At 69.3% G+C, this 17,285-nt stretch carries 13 protein-coding genes; 6 read left to right on the top strand and 7 right to left on the bottom strand.

Annotated elements, in window-relative coordinates; genetic code table 11:
* Positions 1-63: 63 nt before the first annotated feature.
* The 7 genes from ahcY to SLUN_RS33755 all read right to left on the bottom strand — a co-directional run bounded on the left by ahcY (position 64) and on the right by SLUN_RS33755 (position 9,962).
* The gene (gene ahcY / locus SLUN_RS33785; RefSeq protein ID WP_108153725.1) at positions 64-1,500 is read right to left on the bottom strand and encodes an adenosylhomocysteinase; all 1,437 of its coding nucleotides are present in this window, start codon (positions 1,498-1,500) and stop codon (positions 64-66) included.
* On the bottom strand, positions 1,478-2,380 hold the full coding sequence (metF, locus tag SLUN_RS33780; RefSeq protein ID WP_108153724.1) for a methylenetetrahydrofolate reductase [NAD(P)H]: 903 nt from the start codon (positions 2,378-2,380) through the stop codon (positions 1,478-1,480). Before metF ends, ahcY begins: the two co-directional genes overlap by 23 nt.
* Positions 2,377-5,874: a methionine synthase gene (metH, locus tag SLUN_RS33775; protein ID WP_108153723.1), complete on the bottom strand. Its 3,498-nt coding sequence runs from the start codon at positions 5,872-5,874 to the stop codon at positions 2,377-2,379. The genes metF and metH overlap by 4 nt, the downstream gene beginning before the upstream one ends.
* Complete coding sequence (locus tag SLUN_RS33770) at positions 5,871-6,875, bottom strand: carbohydrate kinase family protein (RefSeq protein WP_108155084.1); 1,005 nt, start codon at positions 6,873-6,875, stop codon at positions 5,871-5,873. The genes metH and SLUN_RS33770 overlap by 4 nt, the downstream gene beginning before the upstream one ends.
* A gap of 78 nt (positions 6,876-6,953) precedes the next feature.
* Complete coding sequence (gene metK / locus SLUN_RS33765; RefSeq protein ID WP_108153722.1) at positions 6,954-8,165, bottom strand: methionine adenosyltransferase; 1,212 nt, start codon at positions 8,163-8,165, stop codon at positions 6,954-6,956.
* A 94-nt stretch (positions 8,166-8,259) separates the two neighbouring features.
* Complete coding sequence (locus tag SLUN_RS33760; RefSeq protein WP_108153721.1) at positions 8,260-8,703, bottom strand: SCP2 sterol-binding domain-containing protein; 444 nt, start codon at positions 8,701-8,703, stop codon at positions 8,260-8,262.
* The gene (locus SLUN_RS33755; protein WP_108153720.1) at positions 8,700-9,962 is read right to left on the bottom strand and encodes an NAD(P)-binding domain-containing protein; all 1,263 of its coding nucleotides are present in this window, start codon (positions 9,960-9,962) and stop codon (positions 8,700-8,702) included. The genes SLUN_RS33760 and SLUN_RS33755 overlap by 4 nt, the downstream gene beginning before the upstream one ends.
* A gap of 153 nt (positions 9,963-10,115) precedes the next feature.
* Here SLUN_RS33755 and SLUN_RS33750 point away from each other — a divergent pair, with 153 nt between their 5' ends.
* The 6 genes from SLUN_RS33750 to SLUN_RS33725 all read left to right on the top strand — a co-directional run bounded on the left by SLUN_RS33750 (position 10,116) and on the right by SLUN_RS33725 (position 17,281).
* Positions 10,116-10,598, top strand: a complete 483-nt coding sequence (locus SLUN_RS33750; protein ID WP_159100388.1) for a hypothetical protein — start codon at positions 10,116-10,118, stop codon at positions 10,596-10,598.
* Positions 10,595-12,211, top strand: coding sequence for a multicopper oxidase family protein (locus SLUN_RS33745; protein ID WP_108153718.1), 1,617 nt, complete (start codon positions 10,595-10,597; stop codon positions 12,209-12,211). The genes SLUN_RS33750 and SLUN_RS33745 overlap by 4 nt, the downstream gene beginning before the upstream one ends.
* 130 nt (positions 12,212-12,341) lie before the next feature.
* A complete protein-coding gene (locus SLUN_RS33740; protein ID WP_108153717.1) occupies positions 12,342-13,517 on the top strand; it encodes a nucleotide disphospho-sugar-binding domain-containing protein in 1,176 nt (391 codons plus the stop codon).
* On the top strand, positions 13,505-15,355 hold the full coding sequence (gene asnB / locus SLUN_RS33735) for an asparagine synthase (glutamine-hydrolyzing) (protein ID WP_108153716.1): 1,851 nt from the start codon (positions 13,505-13,507) through the stop codon (positions 15,353-15,355). The genes SLUN_RS33740 and asnB overlap by 13 nt, the downstream gene beginning before the upstream one ends.
* A gap of 15 nt (positions 15,356-15,370) precedes the next feature.
* A complete protein-coding gene (locus SLUN_RS33730) occupies positions 15,371-16,039 on the top strand; it encodes a TenA family protein (protein ID WP_108153715.1) in 669 nt (222 codons plus the stop codon).
* Between the two features lie 39 nt (positions 16,040-16,078).
* The gene (locus tag SLUN_RS33725) at positions 16,079-17,281 is read left to right on the top strand and encodes a cytochrome P450 (protein ID WP_170146634.1); all 1,203 of its coding nucleotides are present in this window, start codon (positions 16,079-16,081) and stop codon (positions 17,279-17,281) included.
* Positions 17,282-17,285 lie beyond the last annotated feature (4 nt).

The following is a 17,285-nucleotide window of genomic DNA, read 5'->3' as shown; positions in this document are numbered from 1 at the left end:
GCAGGCCCCCGCCCGGGGGACAGGCGGGGGCCCGGTCTTCGGGATTGATCTGCGCTCGACTGATCAGTAGCGGTAGTGGTCGGACTTGTACGGGCCGTTCACGTCGACGCCGATGTAGGAGGCCTGCTCGGGGCGGAGCGTGGTCAGCTTCACGCCGAGGGCGGCCAGGTGGAGCCGGGCGACCTTCTCGTCCAGGTGCTTGGGCAGCACATACACGTCCGTCGGGTACTCCTCGGGCTTGGTGAACAGCTCGATCTGGGCCAGCGTCTGGTCCGCGAAGCTGTTCGACATCACGAACGAGGGGTGACCCGTCGCGTTGCCCAGGTTCAAAAGACGCCCCTCCGACAGCAGAATCAGGACCTTGCCGTCCGCGAAGGTCCACGTGTGGACCTGCGGCTTGACCTCGTCCTTCACGATCCCCGGGGTCCGCGCCAGACCGGCCATGTCGATCTCGTTGTCGAAGTGACCGATGTTCCCCACGATCGCCTGGTGCTTCATCCTGGCCATGTCCCCGGCCATGATGATGTCCTTGTTGCCCGTCGTCGTGATGAAGATGTCCGCCGTCTCCACCACCTCGTCCAGCGTCGTGACCTGGTAGCCGTCCATCGCCGCCTGCAGCGCACAGATCGGGTCGATCTCCGTCACGATCACCCGGGCACCCTGACCCCGCAGCGACTCCGCACAGCCCTTGCCCACATCGCCGTACCCGCACACCACCGCCGTCTTGCCACCGATCAGCACATCGGTGGCACGGTTGATGCCGTCGATCAACGAGTGCCGGCAGCCGTACTTGTTGTCGAACTTCGACTTCGTCACCGCGTCGTTCACATTGATCGCGGGGAACAGCAGCGTGCCGTCACGGTGCATCTCATACAGACGGTGCACACCCGTCGTGGTCTCCTCCGTCACACCACGAATCTCCGACGCCAGCTCGGACCAGTTGAGGGTGGAGCGGTTCAACAGCTCGAGTACGACACGGAATTCCTCGTTGTCCGCCGTGGACGGGTCGGGAACCGCACCCGCCTTCTCGAACTCGACGCCCTTGTGGACCAGGAGCGTGGCGTCACCCCCGTCGTCGAGGATCATGTTCGGACCGGCGTGGCCCGGCCAGTTGAGCGCCTGCTCCGTGCACCACCAGTACTCCTCCAGCGTCTCGCCCTTCCAGGCGAAGACCGGAATGCCCGCGGGGGCTTCCGGCGTGCCGTTCGGGCCGACCGCGATGGCCGCGGCCGCGTGGTCCTGGGTGGAGAAGATGTTGCAGGAGACCCAGCGGACCTCGGCGCCCAGCGCGACCAGGGTCTCGATCAGGACGGCGGTCTGCACGGTCATGTGCAGAGAGCCGGTGATACGGGCACCGGCCAGAGGCTGGGTGGCGGCGTACTCCTTACGGATCGACATCAGGCCGGGCATCTCGTGCTCGGCGAGGGTGATCTCCTTGCGACCGAACTCCGCGAGAGCAAGGTCGGCCACCTTGAAGTCAGTGGCGGACTGAGAGGGCATGGGTACTCCTCGTCTTCCTGACGCCCCGGTGTATCTCCACCGTCGCAGGCGATCGGTTCAGGGTGATGTAGTGCAGTCCCGGAGCGTCGGCGTCCAGCAGTCGCTCCGCCATCGTGATCGCGTGGTCGACGCCGATCCGATGAGCTTCGTCCGGGTTGTCGCGGGCGGCGTAGAGCCGCCCGGCGAGCTCCTCCGGGAAGGCCGCGTCGCTGAGTTCGGCGAAGCGGCGGATCTGCCGGTAGTCGGTCGCCGGCATGATCTCGGGGATGATCGGGGTGTGGCACCCCGCCGCCGCGGCCCGGTCGCGCAGCCTCAGGTAGTACTCGACGTCGAAGAACATCTGGGTGATCGCGTAGTCGGCGCCCGCCCGGCACTTGGCCGCGAAGTGCCGGATGTCGCTGTCCCAGTCGGGCGACCGGGGATGACGCTCCGGGAAGGCTGCCACTCCGACGCTGAAGTCCCCCAACTCCCGTACGAGCCCGACCAGTTCAGCCGCATAGCTGAGACCCTGAGGATGGGGGACCCACGTGCCCTTCGGATCGCCGGGCGGGTCGCCGCGCAGAGCAAGGACGTCGCGGATGCCCGCGTCCGCGTACTGGCCGATGATGTGACGCAGTTCGGCCACCGAGTGCCCAACGGCCGTCAGATGCGCGACGGGGCGCAGGGTGGTCTGCGTCGCGATCTTCTTCGTCACGGCGACGGTACGGTCCCGGGACGATCCGCCCGCGCCGTACGTCACCGAGACGAAGGCCGGCGACAGGGACTCGATCCTGCGGACAGCGTCCCAGAGCCGTTCCTCACCCGTGTCGTTCTTGGGCGGGAAGAACTCGAAGGAGTACGACAACTCCCCCGCCGCCAGCACATCTCGCAGCGTCCTCACGATCGCGCTCCTCCCGTGTTGAAGTACGTCGCCTCGGGGTGGTGGATGACGATCGCGTCGGTGGACTGTTCGGGGTGGAGCTGGAACTCCTCGGAGAGCTGGACGCCGATCCGCTCGGGCTCGAGCAGGGTGGCGATCTTGGCGCGGTCCTCGAGGTCGGGGCAGGCGCCGTAGCCGAGGGAGAAGCGGGCGCCCCGGTACTTCAGGGCGAACATGTCCTCCACGTCGGCGGGGTCCTCGCCGGCGAAGCCGAGTTCGGAGCGGACCCGGGCGTGCCAGTACTCGGCCAGCGACTCGGCCAACTGCACGGACAGGCCGTGCAGTTCGAGATAGTCGCGATAGGCATTGCTCTCGAAGAGCTCGGACGTGGCCTCGCCGATCCGGTTGCCGACCGTCACGATCTGCAGGCCGACCACGTCGGTTTCGCCGGACTCCTCGGGGCGGAAGAAGTCCGCCAGGCAGAGCCTGCGGCCGCGGCGCTGACGCGGGAAGGAGAAGCGGGTGCGCTCCGAGCCGTCCTCGTTCAGCAGGATCAGGTCGTCGCCCTTGGAGACGCAGGGGAAGTATCCGTAGACCACGGCCGCTTCCAGCAGGTTCCTGGTGTGCAGCTGCTCCAGCCAGCCCCGCAGCCGCGGCCGGCCCTCGGTCTCGACGAGCTCCTCGTACGTCGGCCCGTCACCCGCGCGGGCCTGCTTGAGGCCCCACTGGCCCTTGAACAGCGCGCCCTCGTCCAGCCAGGACGCGTACTCCTTCAGCTGGATCCCCTTGATCACCCGGGTGCCCCAGAACGGCGGCTCGGGGACCGGGTTGTCGATCGCGACATCGGAGCGGGCCGCGCCCTCGGGCTCGGTGACCTCAAGAACCGGGGTGTCACGCTTGGCCACCCGGCGCTGCTTGAGTTCCGGGAGTACGGCTCCGGGGACGCCGCGCTTGACCCCGATCAGGGCGTCCATCAGCCGCAGACCCTCGAACGCGTCGCGGGCGTAGCGGACTTCACCCTCGTAGATCTCGTGCAGATCCTGCTCGACATACGCCCGCGTCAGCGCCGCACCGCCCAGGATCACCGGGAACTCGGCGGCCAGCTTGCGCTGGTTGAGCTCCTCCAGGTTCTCCTTCATGATCACCGTGGACTTCACCAGCAGCCCGGACATCCCGATGACATCGGCCCGGTGCTCCTCAGCGGCTTCCAGGATCGCGGAGACGGGCTGCTTGATCCCCAGATTCACCACGTTGTAGCCATTGTTGGACAGGATGATGTCGACCAGGTTCTTGCCGATGTCATGGACATCGCCGCGCACCGTGGCGAGCACGATCGTGCCCTTGCCCTCCGCGTCCGACTTCTCCATGTGCGGCTCGAGATGGGCGACGGCGGTCTTCATGACCTCGGCGGACTGCAGCACGAACGGCAACTGCATCTGACCCGAACCGAACAGCTCACCCACAACCTTCATACCCTCAAGCAGAACGTCGTTGACGATCTCCAGCGCGGGACGCCCGGACAGGGCTTCGTCCAAGTCCTGTTCCAGACCGTTCTTCTCGCCGTCGATGATGCGGCGCTGCAGGCGCTCCTCCAGCGGAAGGGCGAGGAGTTCCTCGGCCCTGCCCGCCTTCATCGACTTCATATTGACGCCCTCGAAGAGCTCCATGAGCTTCTGCAGCGGGTCATACCCCTCGGCACGGCGGTCGTAGATCAGGTCGAGGGCGACCTTGACCTGCTCCTCCTCCAGCCGCGCGATCGGCAGGATCTTCGAGGCGTGCACGATCGCCGAGTCGAGGCCGGCCTTGACACACTCGTCGAGGAAGACGGAGTTGAGGACCACGCGGGCGGCCGGGTTGAGGCCGAAGGAGATGTTCGACAGACCCAGGGTGGTCTGGACGTCCGGGTGGCGGCGCTTCAGCTCGCGGATCGCACCGATGGTGGCGATGCCATCGCCGCGGGACTCCTCCTGGCCCGTGCAGATCGTGAAGGTCAGCGTGTCGATGAGGATGTCCGACTCGTACACCCCCCAGTTGCCGGTCAGATCCTCGATCAGCCGCTCGGCGATGGCGACCTTGTGCTCGACGGTGCGGGCCTGCCCCTCCTCATCGATCGTCAAAGCGATCAGCGCGGCGCCGTGCTCGACGGCCAGCTTGGTGACCTTCGCAAACCGCGACTCCGGGCCGTCGCCGTCCTCGTAGTTGACCGAATTGATGACAGCGCGGCCGCCGAGCTTCTCCAACCCCGCCTGCAGAACAGGCAGTTCGGTGGAGTCGAGGACGATGGGCAGCGTGGACGCGGTGGCGAAGCGGCCCGCCAGCTCCTCCATGTCGGCAACACCGTCCCGGCCGACGTAGTCGACGCACAGGTCGAGCATGTGCGCGCCCTCACGGATCTGGTCCCGGGCCATCTCCACACAGTCGTCCCAGCGCCCGTCCAGCATGGCCTCGCGGAACTTCCTCGAGCCATTGGCATTCGTCCGCTCACCGATCGCCAGGTACGAGGTGTCCTGACGGAAGGGCACGGTCTGGTAGAGCGAGGTCGCGCCGGGCTCCGGGCGCGGGTCACGCACTGTCGGGGCCATATCGCGGACCCGCTCCACCACCTGCCGCAAATGCTCCGGAGTCGTACCGCAGCAGCCACCCACCAGCGAGAGACCGTAATCGCGTACGAAGTTCTCGTGGGCATCAGCCAGTTCAGCAGGACTCAAAGGGTAGTGGGCACCGTTCTTGCCCAGTACCGGCAGGCCCGCATTCGGCATCGCCGACACTCTCGTCCGCGCGTGCCGAGCCAGATACCGCAGGTGCTCATTCATTTCCGCCGGGCCGGTCGCGCAGTTCAGACCGATCATGTCGATGCCCAGCGGCTCCAGCGCCGTCAGCGCCGCACCGATCTCCGACCCGAGCAGCATCGTCCCGGTCGTCTCCACCGTCACCGAGCAGATCACCGGCAGATCCGCGCCGGTGGCATCCAGCGCCCGGCGGGCACCCAGAACCGCGGCCTTGGTCTGCAGGAGGTCCTGTGTGGTCTCCACCAGCAGCGCATCCGCACCACCGGCAATCATGCCTTCCGCGTTCCGCTGGTAGGCGTCCCGCAGCTTCACATACGGGGCATGGCCCAGAGTCGGCAGCTTCGTACCAGGACCCATCGAACCCAACACCCAGCGCTGCCGCCCGGTCGACGCCGTGAACTCGTCCGCCACCTCTCGCGCGATCCGCGCCCCGGACTCCGACAGCTCGAAGACCCGCTCGGGAATGTCGTACTCCCCCAGCGCGGCGAGGTTCGCACCGAAGGTGTTCGTCTCGACGCAGTCCACACCGACCGCGAAATACGCCTCGTGGACCGAGCGCACAATGTCGGGACGGGTCACGTTCAGGATCTCGTTGCAGCCTTCGAGGTTCTCGAAGTCCTCCAGCGTCGGATCCTGCTCCTGGAGCATCGTGCCCATGGCCCCGTCAGCGACCACCACGCGTGTCGCGAACGCCTCACGCAGAGCGTCGATCCGGGCCGCGCTCATCCCGCTGCCACCGCGTGCCGGGCAACGGGGGCAACGTACCCGGCCAGTTGGCCGGCGGCCGCCGTGCCGTAGGTGCCGCGCACCCGGGCCAGCAGGTCGGCACCGTTCAGCTGGTCGGGCTGGGTGCCGGTGGTCTCCAGGACAGTGGTGGCCAGTGCGCTGCCCAGTTGCGCCGCACGTTTCAGGCCGAGGCCCCACGCGGTCGCGGCCAGGAACCCTGCCCGGAACGCGTCTCCGGCTCCGGTCGGTTCGATCGTGCCCGTCGGCGGGACCGACGGTACGTCGACGGAGTGCAGCCCGGCCCGTTCCACATGGACGCCGTCCGCACCCCGGGTGGTCACCCAGGTGCCGACCCGGCCCAGGATCTGCTGTTCGGTCCAGCCGGTCTTCTCCTGGAGGAGCACGCTCTCGTACTCATTGGTGAAGAGATATGCGGGGTGGGCGAGGAGTTCCCGGACCTCCTCGCGTCCCATGAAGGCGAGCTGCTGCGAGGGGTCGGCGGCGAACGGTACGGCGAGGTCCGCGCATTCGCGCGTGTGGCGGACCATGGCCTCGGGGTCGTTCGGCGAGATCACCACCAGGTCGAGGCCGCCGGCCCGTTCGTGCACCGGGCGCAGTTCGATGGTGCGTGCTTCGCTCATGGCTCCCGCGTAGAAGGAGCCGATCTGATTGTGGTCGGCGTCGCTGGTGCACACGAAGCGCGCGGTGTGCAGTGACTCGCTGATGTGCACCGAGCCGGTGTCGACGCCGTTCTCCTTGAGCCAGACCTCGTAGTCGGCGAAGTCCGTGCCCACCGCTCCGACGAGGTACGGGCCGAGGCCCAGTCGGCCGAGGCCGAAGGCGATGTTCGCTGCGACGCCGCCGCGCCGGATCTGGAGCTCCTCCACGAGGAAGGAGAGCGAGACCTTGTCGAGGCTGCCGGCGATGAGCTGCTCGGTGAACCGGCCGGGGAAGACCATGAGGTGGTCCGTTGCGATCGAACCAGTTACGGCTATGCGCACGGTCACTGCTCCTTGGCTCTGCGGTGGATGGTGCGTTGTGCGGACTCACCGGTCGCTCCGGCCGGGTGAGCCGGCCGGTCAGTCGGCGATGGCCGCCTGGCGCAGCTTCTCGGCGCGGTCGGTGGTCTCCCAGGTGAAGTCGGGGAGGGCCCGGCCGAAGTGCCCGTACGCGGCGGTCTGTGCGTAGATCGGCCGCAGCAGGTCGAGGTCGCGGATGATGGCGGCGGGGCGCAGGTCGAAGACCTGGTCGATGGCGGCCTGGATGACCTCCACAGGGACGGTCTCGGTGCCGAAGGTCTCGACGAAGAGTCCGACGGGCTCGGCCTTGCCGATGGCGTACGCGACCTGGACCTCGCAGCGCGCCGCGAGCCCGGCCGCCACCACGTTCTTGGCGACCCAGCGCATCGCGTAGGCGGCGCTGCGGTCCACCTTCGACGGGTCCTTGCCCGAGAAGGCGCCGCCGCCGTGGCGGGCCATGCCGCCGTAGGTGTCGATGATGATCTTGCGGCCCGTGAGGCCGGCGTCGCCCATCGGGCCGCCGATCTCGAAGCGGCCGGTCGGGTTCACCAGCAGCCTGTAGCCATCGGTACGCAGCCGTACGCCGTCCTCGGCGAGCTGCCGCAGCACCGGCTGCACCACGCTGTCGCGGATGTCGGGGATGAGCAGCGCGTCCAGGTCGATGCCGGGGGCGTGCTGCGAGGAGACGACCACGGTGTCCAGACGCACGGCCTTGTCGCCGTCGTACTCGATGGTGACCTGGGTCTTGCCGTCGGGACGCAGGTAGGGGATGGTCCCGTTTTTACGGACCTCGGAGAGCCGCAGGGCGAGCCGGTGGGCGAGGGTGATGGGCAGCGGCATCAGCTCGGGGGTCTCGTCGCAGGCGTAGCCGAACATCAGGCCCTGGTCACCGGCGCCCTGCTTGTCCAGCTCGTCCTCATCGCCCTCGACGCGCTTCTCGTACGCGGTGTCGACGCCCTGCGCGATGTCCTGCGACTGCGCACCGATGGAGACCGAGACGCCGCAGGACGCGCCGTCGAAGCCCTTGGCGGAGGAGTCGTAGCCGATCTTGAGGACGGTCTCCCTGACCAGGCTCTGGATCTCGGCGTAGCCCTGGGTGGTGACCTCACCGGCCACATGTACCTGGCCGGTGGTGATCAGCGTCTCGACGGCGACGCGCGACGCGGGGTCCTGCGTCAGGAGCGCGTCGAGGATCGTGTCGCTGATCTGGTCGGCGATCTTGTCGGGATGACCCTCGGTCACAGATTCCGAGGTGAAGAGGCGAAGGGACACGAATCCTCCAATGGGCGGCGCGCAGTTGCCGGACGGTCGTTCCCGGCAGACTGCGCGCCCTGGCTGCAGGAGGGCTCAAAGGCAGCTAAAAACGTCAGTCGTCCGCAGGCGGTGTGCTGCGGGAGCCGAACCACTCGATCCAGTTCATGGCGAAGAAGACATCGCCGGAGATCTTCAGACGCCCGTTGACGAACGCGTCCGTGCCCTTCAGTTCGCCGATGGCCAGAGCGAGGAGGTCGTCGATGTCCACGCCGATGACGGCGTCCGCCGGGCGGTCGACGGCGGTCATGGCGACACAGCTGCCGCCCTCGACGACGATGTAGCGGTGGCGTACGCCCAGGGGGGTGTTGACCGCGTACTCGAAGGTCCCGGACCGGCCGCAGGCGCGCTCCGGGCTGAAGCAGGAGCGGAACCACTCGAAGACCAGCCCCAGCAGGCGGTCGACGTCGTCGTCCGGCGACCGGCTGCCACGTGCCGCCGCGCCCGCCTCGGCGAGATGCCTGAGCTGGAGGTGGCGGGCGTCGGGAGGCCGCGTCATGACGCGGCACCGTGGGAGGAGGCCGCGGTCATGTGCTCGATCAGGACGGAGGCGTCCTTGTCGCCGTCGCCCGCCGCGACCACGGCGGCGAATCCGGCTCTGACCGTGTCCAGGACGGGGAGCTCGACCCCTGCCCCGGTGGCGTCGTCGATGGCGAGACGCAGGTCCTTCTCCATGAGCGCGGAGCGGAAGAAGGCCGGTTCGTAGCTCCCCTTGCGCATCAGCTCGGCGCGGAAGCGCATGACGATGGAACTGAATCCGCTCCCGGCGATGGCGGAGAGCAGCTGGTCGCGGTCCAGTCCGGTCCGTATGCCGTAGGCCACTGCTTCGGAGAGCGAGGCGACCTGTGCGCCGAGGAGCAGATTGAAGATGAGCTTGAGGGTGGTGGCCGCGCCGGGGGCGCCCAGGTGCAGGACCTCGGAGCCGATGGTGTCGAGGATGCCGGCGACCTCGGCGACGTCCTGCTCCGCGCCGCTGGTGTAGACGCGCAGCTTGCCCTCGCGGGCCTGGATGGGGTTGCCGACGACGCAGGCCTCGACGCGGCGAAGTCCCGCGTCGGCCAGCCGGATCGCCGCGGTTCGCGCGTACGCCGGGGAGACGGTGGAGGTGTCGACGACAATGCTGCCGGGCGCGAGCACCGGCACGATCTGGCCGAACAGCACGTCGTCCACGGCGGCTTCGTCGCTCAGGCTGAGCAGGACGACGGAGTGGCCGGCGGCCGCGGCCGCGGGGCTCTCGGCCGCGGTGGCACCGGCGTCGACGAGGACGCGGGCCTTGGCGGCCGTGCGGTTGTACACGGTGAGGCCGCGACCGGAGCCGAGGAGCGCATGGGCCATGCCGCCGCCCATGTTGCCGAGACCGATGAAGGCGAGGGGTGTGCGGTCCCCGCCGGCGGCGGGCGTCGCGGGCACGGCCCGCGGGCCGGGAACGGCCCCGGGCCCCGGCGACGGTGGGATGTCGAACACCGTCTGGGTGGTCGTCATCTCGCCGCTCGTGCGGTACTTCCCGAGCCGGCGCCGGTGTTCGACATGCGCCTCGCTCACCTCGAACGTGCGGAACGCACTCTCGTCCGTCCAGTCCGTGATCACGTAGTAGACGGGCGTATCGCCCTCCGTCGCACGGGTCAGCGTCTGGCCGCGGTTGGCGGGCTGACGGGCGATCGCCGATCCCACCTCCCACCAGGTCCTTTCGAACTCGTCCTGTGTTCCGGACTGGATTTCCATCCGCAGGATCACGCGGAAGCGGGGAGTCTCGGCCATCGGTCAGCCTCCAAGGCGTAGGGATGCTGCACCCCAGGTTCTCCGCCAGCGCTCGATGCCGGATCGAGGACCGGTCCGGCCCCCGCCCGCTCGAGCCCCACTCGAGTCGCGCCTGTCACCGTCGAAGATGTCGACGACTTGGAAGGGTTTCCCATGAGCCAGACACCGGACATCCGCCCGGCGGACTCCTTAGACCCTGCCGACGGGGCGGCGCGTTCATCCCTGCGACGACGGGCGAACGGGGCCCCGGCCGTGCGAAAGATCCGGCGGTGGCCGCTGATCACGCTGCGCTGCCTGATCACCGTGTTCCTGCTGCTGACCCTGGTGCAGCCGGTGCTGGCCGGCATGTTCATCACGGGCGATGTGGACCTGCTGGATCTGCACGAGATCAACGCGCTGACCATCGGCTTCCTGAGCTGGCTGCTGGTCATCAACACGGTCCTGCTGTGGCGGCCGGGACGCGGGCCGGCCTGGCCGATCGGGCTGGCGGTGGTGCTCGCCGTCCTCGTACAGACCCAGACCGGCACGGGCTTCTCCAGGTCGCTGGGCGTGCACATCCCGCTCGGGGTCGCGCTGGTCGCCGTTGCGACCGCTCTCACCTACTGGGCCTTCGCCTACCGCGGCGGCCGCCGATGAGCGCGGGCCGCAGCCGCACCGTACCGCTGTCCCGCCGACGGCTGTTGGGGGTGGCCGGCGCCGCGGGCGTGGCCGCCGCGGCCGGAATCGCCGGCTGCGGCAGCCTGACCCGGGAGGTCGCAGGCGAGCTGCTCTCCAGCGCCGGCCGGCTGCCGGAGCCGTTCCGGGTGCCGCTGCCGGTGCCGAGGACTGCCGTGCCGGTGCGCACGGCCAACGGTGTCGACCACTACGAACTGGTGCAGCGCGTCGCCGACGTCGAGATCCTGCCCGGCCTGAAGACCGAGGTGTGGGGGTACGACGGGAGCTTCCCCGGCACCACCCTCGTGGGCAGGTCGGGGCGTCAGATCGTCGTACGGGTGCGCAATGAGCTGCCCGTGCCGACCTCGACGCATCTGCACGGCGGTATCCAGGCTCCCGATTCGGACGGCTATCCGACGGATCTCGTGGTGCCGAAGGGGTACCGGCACGATCCCGCGTCGTCGGGCAAGGGCGATCACGGGCATGGGGCCGGCCACGGCGGGGCGATGCACGTCGCCCCGGCCGACTGGACGTTGTCACAGGGTGCCAAGGAGTACACCTATCCGCTCGATCAGCCGGCCGCGACGCTCTGGTACCACGATCACCGGATGGACTTCAGCGCACCGCAGGTCTGGCGAGGGCTGGCCGGGATGTTCCTCGTACGTGACGACGAGGAGGAGGCGCTGGGGCTGCCGACGGGTGATCGGGACATCCCGCTGATGATCTGCGACCGCGCGTTCGACGAGGACGGCGCCCTGCGCTATCCGTCTCTCGAACCTTCGCTGACGGGCACCCCGGGCGTCGAGGACGCCTACATGGAGGGCGTCATGGGCGATGTGGTGCTGGTCAACGGCGCTCCGTGGCCCGAGCTCGAGGTGGACGCCGCCCGTTACCGCTTCCGTCTGCTCAACGCCTCCAACGCGCGCCGCTACCGGCTCGAACTCGAGCCGGGAGGCCGGTTCACCCAGATCGGCAGCGATGCCGGGCTGCTCGCCGCACCCCGCTCGCACGAGCAACTGCCCATCGCTCCCGCCGAACGCTTCGACGTGGTCGTCGACTTCGCCGCGTATCCGGTGGGGTCCACGGTCACCCTGGTCAATACGCTCGGCGAGGGCCGCACCCGGCAGGTGATGCGGTTCAAGGTCGCCCGGCGTGCGAAGGACGACAGCAACGTGCCGTCCAGGCTCGCCGACGTGGAACCGCTGCGCGCCGCCGCGGCCGTGGCCGAGCGGCGGTTCGACTTCCGCCAGACGAGCACCTCGGACGGCACGAGGATCTGGACGGTCAACGGAAAGCCTTTCCGTTCCGCCGAGTTCGCGGCCAGGCCGCGGCTCGGAACGGTGGAGCGCTGGCGTTTCACCAGCGACTTCCACCATCCGGTGCATCTGCATCTGGCGCACTTCCAGGTGGTGGCCCGCAGCGGCAGGGAGCCGCTGGCCACGGACGCGGGCTGGAAGGACACGGTCGATGTGCGGCCCTTCGAGGTGGTCGATGTGCTGGCCCGCTTCTCGGGCCACCGCGGCCGGTACATGTTCCACTGCCACAACCTGGAGCACGAGGACATGGCCATGATGGCCAACTTCCAGGTGGTGTAACGGAGTTCGGGTTCTCCTCCAGCGGACTACGACCGGACCGATAGGCCGCTGCGTCACCGTCGGCGCATCGCGGACCTCGCCTGATTCCCGGGCGGGACGCAGTCGGCACAGAGAGGGGTTGGGGCGAGCCATGCGCGTACTGTTCACGACCTGGGCCTGGCCTTCGCATCTGTATGCGATGGTGCCGTTGGCATGGGCTTTCCGGGCCGCTGGCCATGACGTGCTGGTCGCGAGCCAGCCGGCCTTGAGCGAGGAGACCGCGAGGACCGGTCTGCCCGGCGTCAGCGTCGGCACGGATGTCGACGCCGTGGGGATGGTGCGCGGCTACGTTCTCCCCACGGCGAACGACTCGGGCGACGGCGGCGGGCAGGCCCCGCGCAGCGGCAAAGGGCCGCGCGCGATGCAGATGTTCTACGCCCATGCCGACTCCATGACCGACGATCTGGCGGCGCTGGCACGCGACTGGCGTGCGGACGCCGTGGTCTTCGAACCGACGGCGCTGGCGGGGCCGTTGGCGGCCGCGGCGGCGGGCGTTCCCGCCGTACGCCTGCTGTACGGAACGGATCTGATGGCGCGGGCCCGCGGCCTGCTGCCGCAGGTCCTCGCCCCGCTCGCCGAGCGCAACGGAGTCACCGACTTCGACCCGTTCGGCCTGCTGACCGTCGATCCGTGCCCGGACGACTTCCAGGTGCCGGTCGACCATCCGCGCCTCGCCATGCGGTACGTCCCCTTCAACGGCCCCGGCGGGCCGCCTCGTCCCCCGCTCGGCCCGCCGGGGACCGCCAGTCGGCGCATCGTGGTGACCTGGGGTCACACGATGGCGCGGCTGGCTCCGGAGCGGTTCCTGGCCGGTCAGGTCGCCGGCGCGCTGGCCGGGCCCGGCACCGAGGTCGTCCTCGCCGTCAGCGCCGGGCAGCGCCGACTGCTCGGCGACCTTCCCGACAGCGTCCGCGTCGTCGAGGACACCCCGCTGCATCTGCTCGTCGACGGCGCCGATCTGGTCGTCGCGCACGGCGGTGCGGGCACGGTGCTGACCTCACTGCGGGCCGGCGTACCGCTGCTGCTCGTACCCCAACTGCCCGACCATCTCGGCCACTCGGGCCGGGTGCTGGCCACCGGCGCCGGCGAGGTGCTCACCCGCGACGAGGCCACCCCGGAGCGGCTGCGCGCCGAGGCGGACCGACTGATCGACGGCGATGCGCACCGCGCCGCCGCGAACAAGCTGCGCGAGCAGATGCTGAGCCTGCCGTCCCCGGCCGAACTGGTCGCCGAGATCGAGTCGAGGGTGGTCGCATGTGCGGCATAGCGGGCTGGGTCGACTTCGAGCGCGGGCTCAGGGAAGAGGCCTCCACGGTACGCACCATGGTGGGAACGCTCGCCAACCGCGGCCCCGACGCCGAGGCCGTGTGGACCGACGAGCGCGCCGCTCTGGGCCACCGCAGGCTCGCCGTCATCGACGTGGACGGCAGTCCGCAGCCGATGGTCGCCGAGGAGGACGGCCGTGCCCTCGCCGTCCTGGTGCACAACGGCGAGATCTACAACTTCCGCCAGGTGCGAGCCCAGTTGGAGTCGCTCGGCCACCGCTTCCGTACGGCCGGGGACACCGAGGTGGTGCTGCGCGCCTATCTGGAGTGGGGCGAGCGGTGCGCGGAGCGGCTCGAGGGCATGTTCGCCTTCGCCGTCTGGGATCCGCGCGCCGGGAAGCTGGTGATGGTCCGGGACCGCCTCGGCATCAAGCCGCTGTACTACGCCGCGGCCGGCCGGGGCCTGGTCTTCGGCTCCGAGCCGAAGGCGCTGCTCGCCCACCCGTCGATCGAGTGCGTCGTCGACACGGAGGGCCTGGCGGAGCTGCTCGCCTACATCGCGACCCCCGGCCATGCCGTCTACCGCGGGATGCGTGAAGTCCCCGCGGGCCATGTGACGGTGGTACGGGACGGTTCGGTCACCGAGTCCCGGTACTGGACACTGCCGAACCACGAGCACCCGGACGATCTCGCGACCACGATCGACACCGTCCGGGGCCTGCTGCAGGAGGCCGTCGCCAGCCATCTCGTCTCCGACGTGCCGCTGTGCACGCTGCTCTCCGGCGGCGTGGACTCCAGCGCGATCGCCGCGTTCGCCGCGCAGTCCGTGACGGACGGCCGCCGGCCCAAGACCTTCGCCGTGGACTTCGAGGGGCACACCGAGCGGTTCCGCAAGGACTTCTGGCACGAGGACCCGGACGCGCCGTACGCCGCCGAGGTCGCGCGCCATGTCGGCACCGACCATGAGCCGGTGGTGCTGCGCACCTCCGACCTCGCCGATCCGGTGGTCGACGCGGCCGCGCTGCGCGCCCAGGATCTGCCGCGCCCGATTCCCGACATGGACCGCTCGCTGTATCTGCTGCTGCGTTCGGTGCGCCAGCGCTCCACGGTCGCCCTGATGGGCGAGGTCGCCGACGAACTCTTCGGCGGCTACCAGTCGTTCCGCGATCCGACGCTGGTGGACACCGCGAACTTCCCGTGGGTCACGATGGGACTGCGGGTCGCCCCGAACGGCATGAGCACGGGACTGCTCGACCCCGGCTTCCTGAAGAAGATCGACGTGCCCGGGTATTCGGCCCAGCGGTACTCCGAGACGGTCGCCGAAGTCCCGCGGGTGCCGGGCGAGTCCGGCCAGGAGCACACCATGCGCGTGGTCGGCCACGCTCACCTCTCACGCTGGCTGCCGCTGCTGCTCTCCCGCGACGACCGCCTCAGCATGGCGGTGGGCCTGGAGCTGCGGGTGCCATACTGCGACCACCGGCTCGTCGAGTACGTCTACAACATCCCCTGGGGGATGAAGACGGCCGACGGCCGGGAGAAGAGCGTACTGCGCTCCGCGGTCGCGGATCTGCTGCCCGCTTCGGTGACCCAGCGCCGCAAGAGCCCCTTCCCGGTCACTCAGGATCCGCGCTACGGCGAGGTGCTGCGCAGCCGCTTCAACGCCGTCGTCGGCGATCCGTCCAGCCCGGTGCGTCCACTCCTCGACAGCCCGGCCTGCGCCGAGCTCGCGAAGGAGGACCGCCCGATCGCGGTGGACGGCTGGGGCGAGCGGCGGAACGTGGAGATGGTCCTCCAACTGGACGCGTGGCTGCGGCACTACCGCGTACGACTCGACATCTGAGAGGGGCAAGGGACCATGCTGCAAGAAGAGCTCAAGGAGCTCGCCGCGCCGATCCTGGACAAGGTCAGGGCGCATCCGTTCTGGTCCGGCCTGCGGGACGGGTCGCTGCCCGGTGAGTCGCTGGCCCACTTCGTCGAGCAGGACACCGGATACCTGCTGCCCTCCTACGCCCGGGGCCTGGCCCGGGCGGCCGCGGCCGCCCGCGGCGACGAGTACACCGCGCTGCTGGGGCGGTCGATCACCGGGACGCTGGAGGCGCGCGACAAGCTGCGCGAGGCGTACGGATCTCTCGCCGGCGAGCTCGGCACCCCGGCGCTCGACCCCGAGGCGGCCGTCGATCCCGCCGCTCACGCCCACAGCTCCTTCTTCCAGGCGGCGACGGCGACGTCGTTCGCCGCCGGGTTCGGGGCGCTGCTGCCGATGGTCTGGTTCAACTACCAGGTTTCCAACGACCTGTTGGAGCGGCACACATCGGGCTCGCGCTATGCGCCCTGGATCGAGATCTACCACCCGGGCGAGGGCTACGGCTACGCGGTGAAGGCCTTCATGGGCGTCGCCGACCGGCTCGGCGAGGAGCTGTCCGGGGCCGAACGCGCCGAACTCGTCGACCACTTCGCCATCAGCACCCGCTACGAGTGGGCCTTCGCCGAGGCCGCCTGGTCCAGGCCGTCCTGGCCGTTCTGACGCTTTATCACCCATACACACTGATCGGAAGGGACTGCCGTGAGCACCCAGACCCCGCCCAGGTATCCGTTCGCGTGGACCCCGCCCATGCAGGTCCCCGAAGCGCTGCGGAACATACACAAGACATCGGCGATGGAAGTGACCCTGCCGAGCGGGGACACCGCCACGCTGGTGACCCGCTACAAGGACGTGCGGGCACTCTTCGCCGACAAGCGGCTCTCCCGCAATATCGCCCGCCCCGACTGCGCCCGGATCTCCAAGGACAACGACCTGTTCATGGACCCGAACATCGACCCGGACCCGCCGGAGCACACCCGGGTGCGGTCGCTGGTCACCAAGGCGTTCACGGCCCGCCGCATCGAGGCGCTGCGGCCCTATGTGCAGCAGGTCGCCGACCAGCTGCTGGACGAGATGGAGGCCGGCCCGCAGCCGGTCGAGCTGAACGAGGCGCTGGCCTTCCCGCTGCCGATCATGGTGATCTGCAAGCTGCTCGGCGTGCCGGCGGAGGACCGCGACCAGTTCCGCGCGTACGTCGACGGCTTCCTGTCGGTGACCAAGCTGTCGCCGGAGGAGGTCGGGGCATGCCGCCAGAACCTGTGGAAGTACCTGGGCGACCTGATCGACTCCAAGCGCGACAACCCCGGCGACGACCTGGTCAGCGAGCTGATCCGGGTGCGGGACGACGAGGACGACAGCCGGCTCAACGACCATGAGCTGCACTTCTGGACGCAGGGTCTGCTCATCGCCGGCTATGTCACCACGGCGAGCCAGATCGGCACCGGCACAGCCGTGCTGCTGCACCACCCGGAGTTCGTACGCGCCATCCGGGAGGACTGGTCGCTCGTGCCGTCGACCGTCGAGGAGCTGCTGCGCACCCAGATCATGGGCTCGTCGGTGGGCACGATGCGGTACGCCATCGACGACATCCCGCTCTCGGACGGCACCGTCATCAAGAAGGGCACCAGCGTCCTGCTCTCCGAGGAGGGCGCCAACGTGGACCCCGAGGTCTTCGAGTGCCCCATGGAGCTGGACATCCGCCGCACCGAGAACCACCACATGACGTTCGGCGCGGGGCTGCACTACTGCGTGGGCGCTGCGCTGGCCCGGATGGAGCTGCAGGTCGCCACGGAGTCCCTGCTGCGCCGCTTCCCGAACATCAGGCTGGCGGCGCCCGCCGAGAAACTGCCGCGTGCGCTGGGCGGGTTCATGGAGGGCTTCACCGAGATCCCTGTCGAATGGTGAGGAG

It is taken from the genome of Streptomyces lunaelactis (genome assembly GCF_003054555.1).
Taxonomy (GTDB): Bacteria; Actinomycetota; Actinomycetes; order Streptomycetales; family Streptomycetaceae; genus Streptomyces; species Streptomyces lunaelactis.
The sequence above is the reverse complement of the archived record's forward strand: the minus strand, read 5'-3'. Positions and strand labels throughout refer to the sequence as shown.

Coding starts and splice junctions, on each gene's coding strand:
- ahcY (WP_108153725.1), bottom strand. CDS start 1,500: ATGCCCTCTCAGTCCGCCACTGACTTCAAGGTGGCCGACCTTGCTCTC.
- metH (WP_108153723.1), bottom strand. CDS start 5,874: ATGAGCGCGGCCCGGATCGACGCTCTGCGTGAGGCGTTCGCGACACGC.
- SLUN_RS33760 (WP_108153721.1), bottom strand. CDS start 8,703: ATGACGCGGCCTCCCGACGCCCGCCACCTCCAGCTCAGGCATCTCGCC.
- SLUN_RS33755 (WP_108153720.1), bottom strand. CDS start 9,962: ATGGCCGAGACTCCCCGCTTCCGCGTGATCCTGCGGATGGAAATCCAG.
- SLUN_RS33750 (WP_159100388.1), top strand. CDS start 10,116: ATGAGCCAGACACCGGACATCCGCCCGGCGGACTCCTTAGACCCTGCC.
- SLUN_RS33745 (WP_108153718.1), top strand. CDS start 10,595: ATGAGCGCGGGCCGCAGCCGCACCGTACCGCTGTCCCGCCGACGGCTG.
- SLUN_RS33740 (WP_108153717.1), top strand. CDS start 12,342: ATGCGCGTACTGTTCACGACCTGGGCCTGGCCTTCGCATCTGTATGCG.
- asnB (WP_108153716.1), top strand. CDS start 13,505: ATGTGCGGCATAGCGGGCTGGGTCGACTTCGAGCGCGGGCTCAGGGAA.
- SLUN_RS33730 (WP_108153715.1), top strand. CDS start 15,371: ATGCTGCAAGAAGAGCTCAAGGAGCTCGCCGCGCCGATCCTGGACAAG.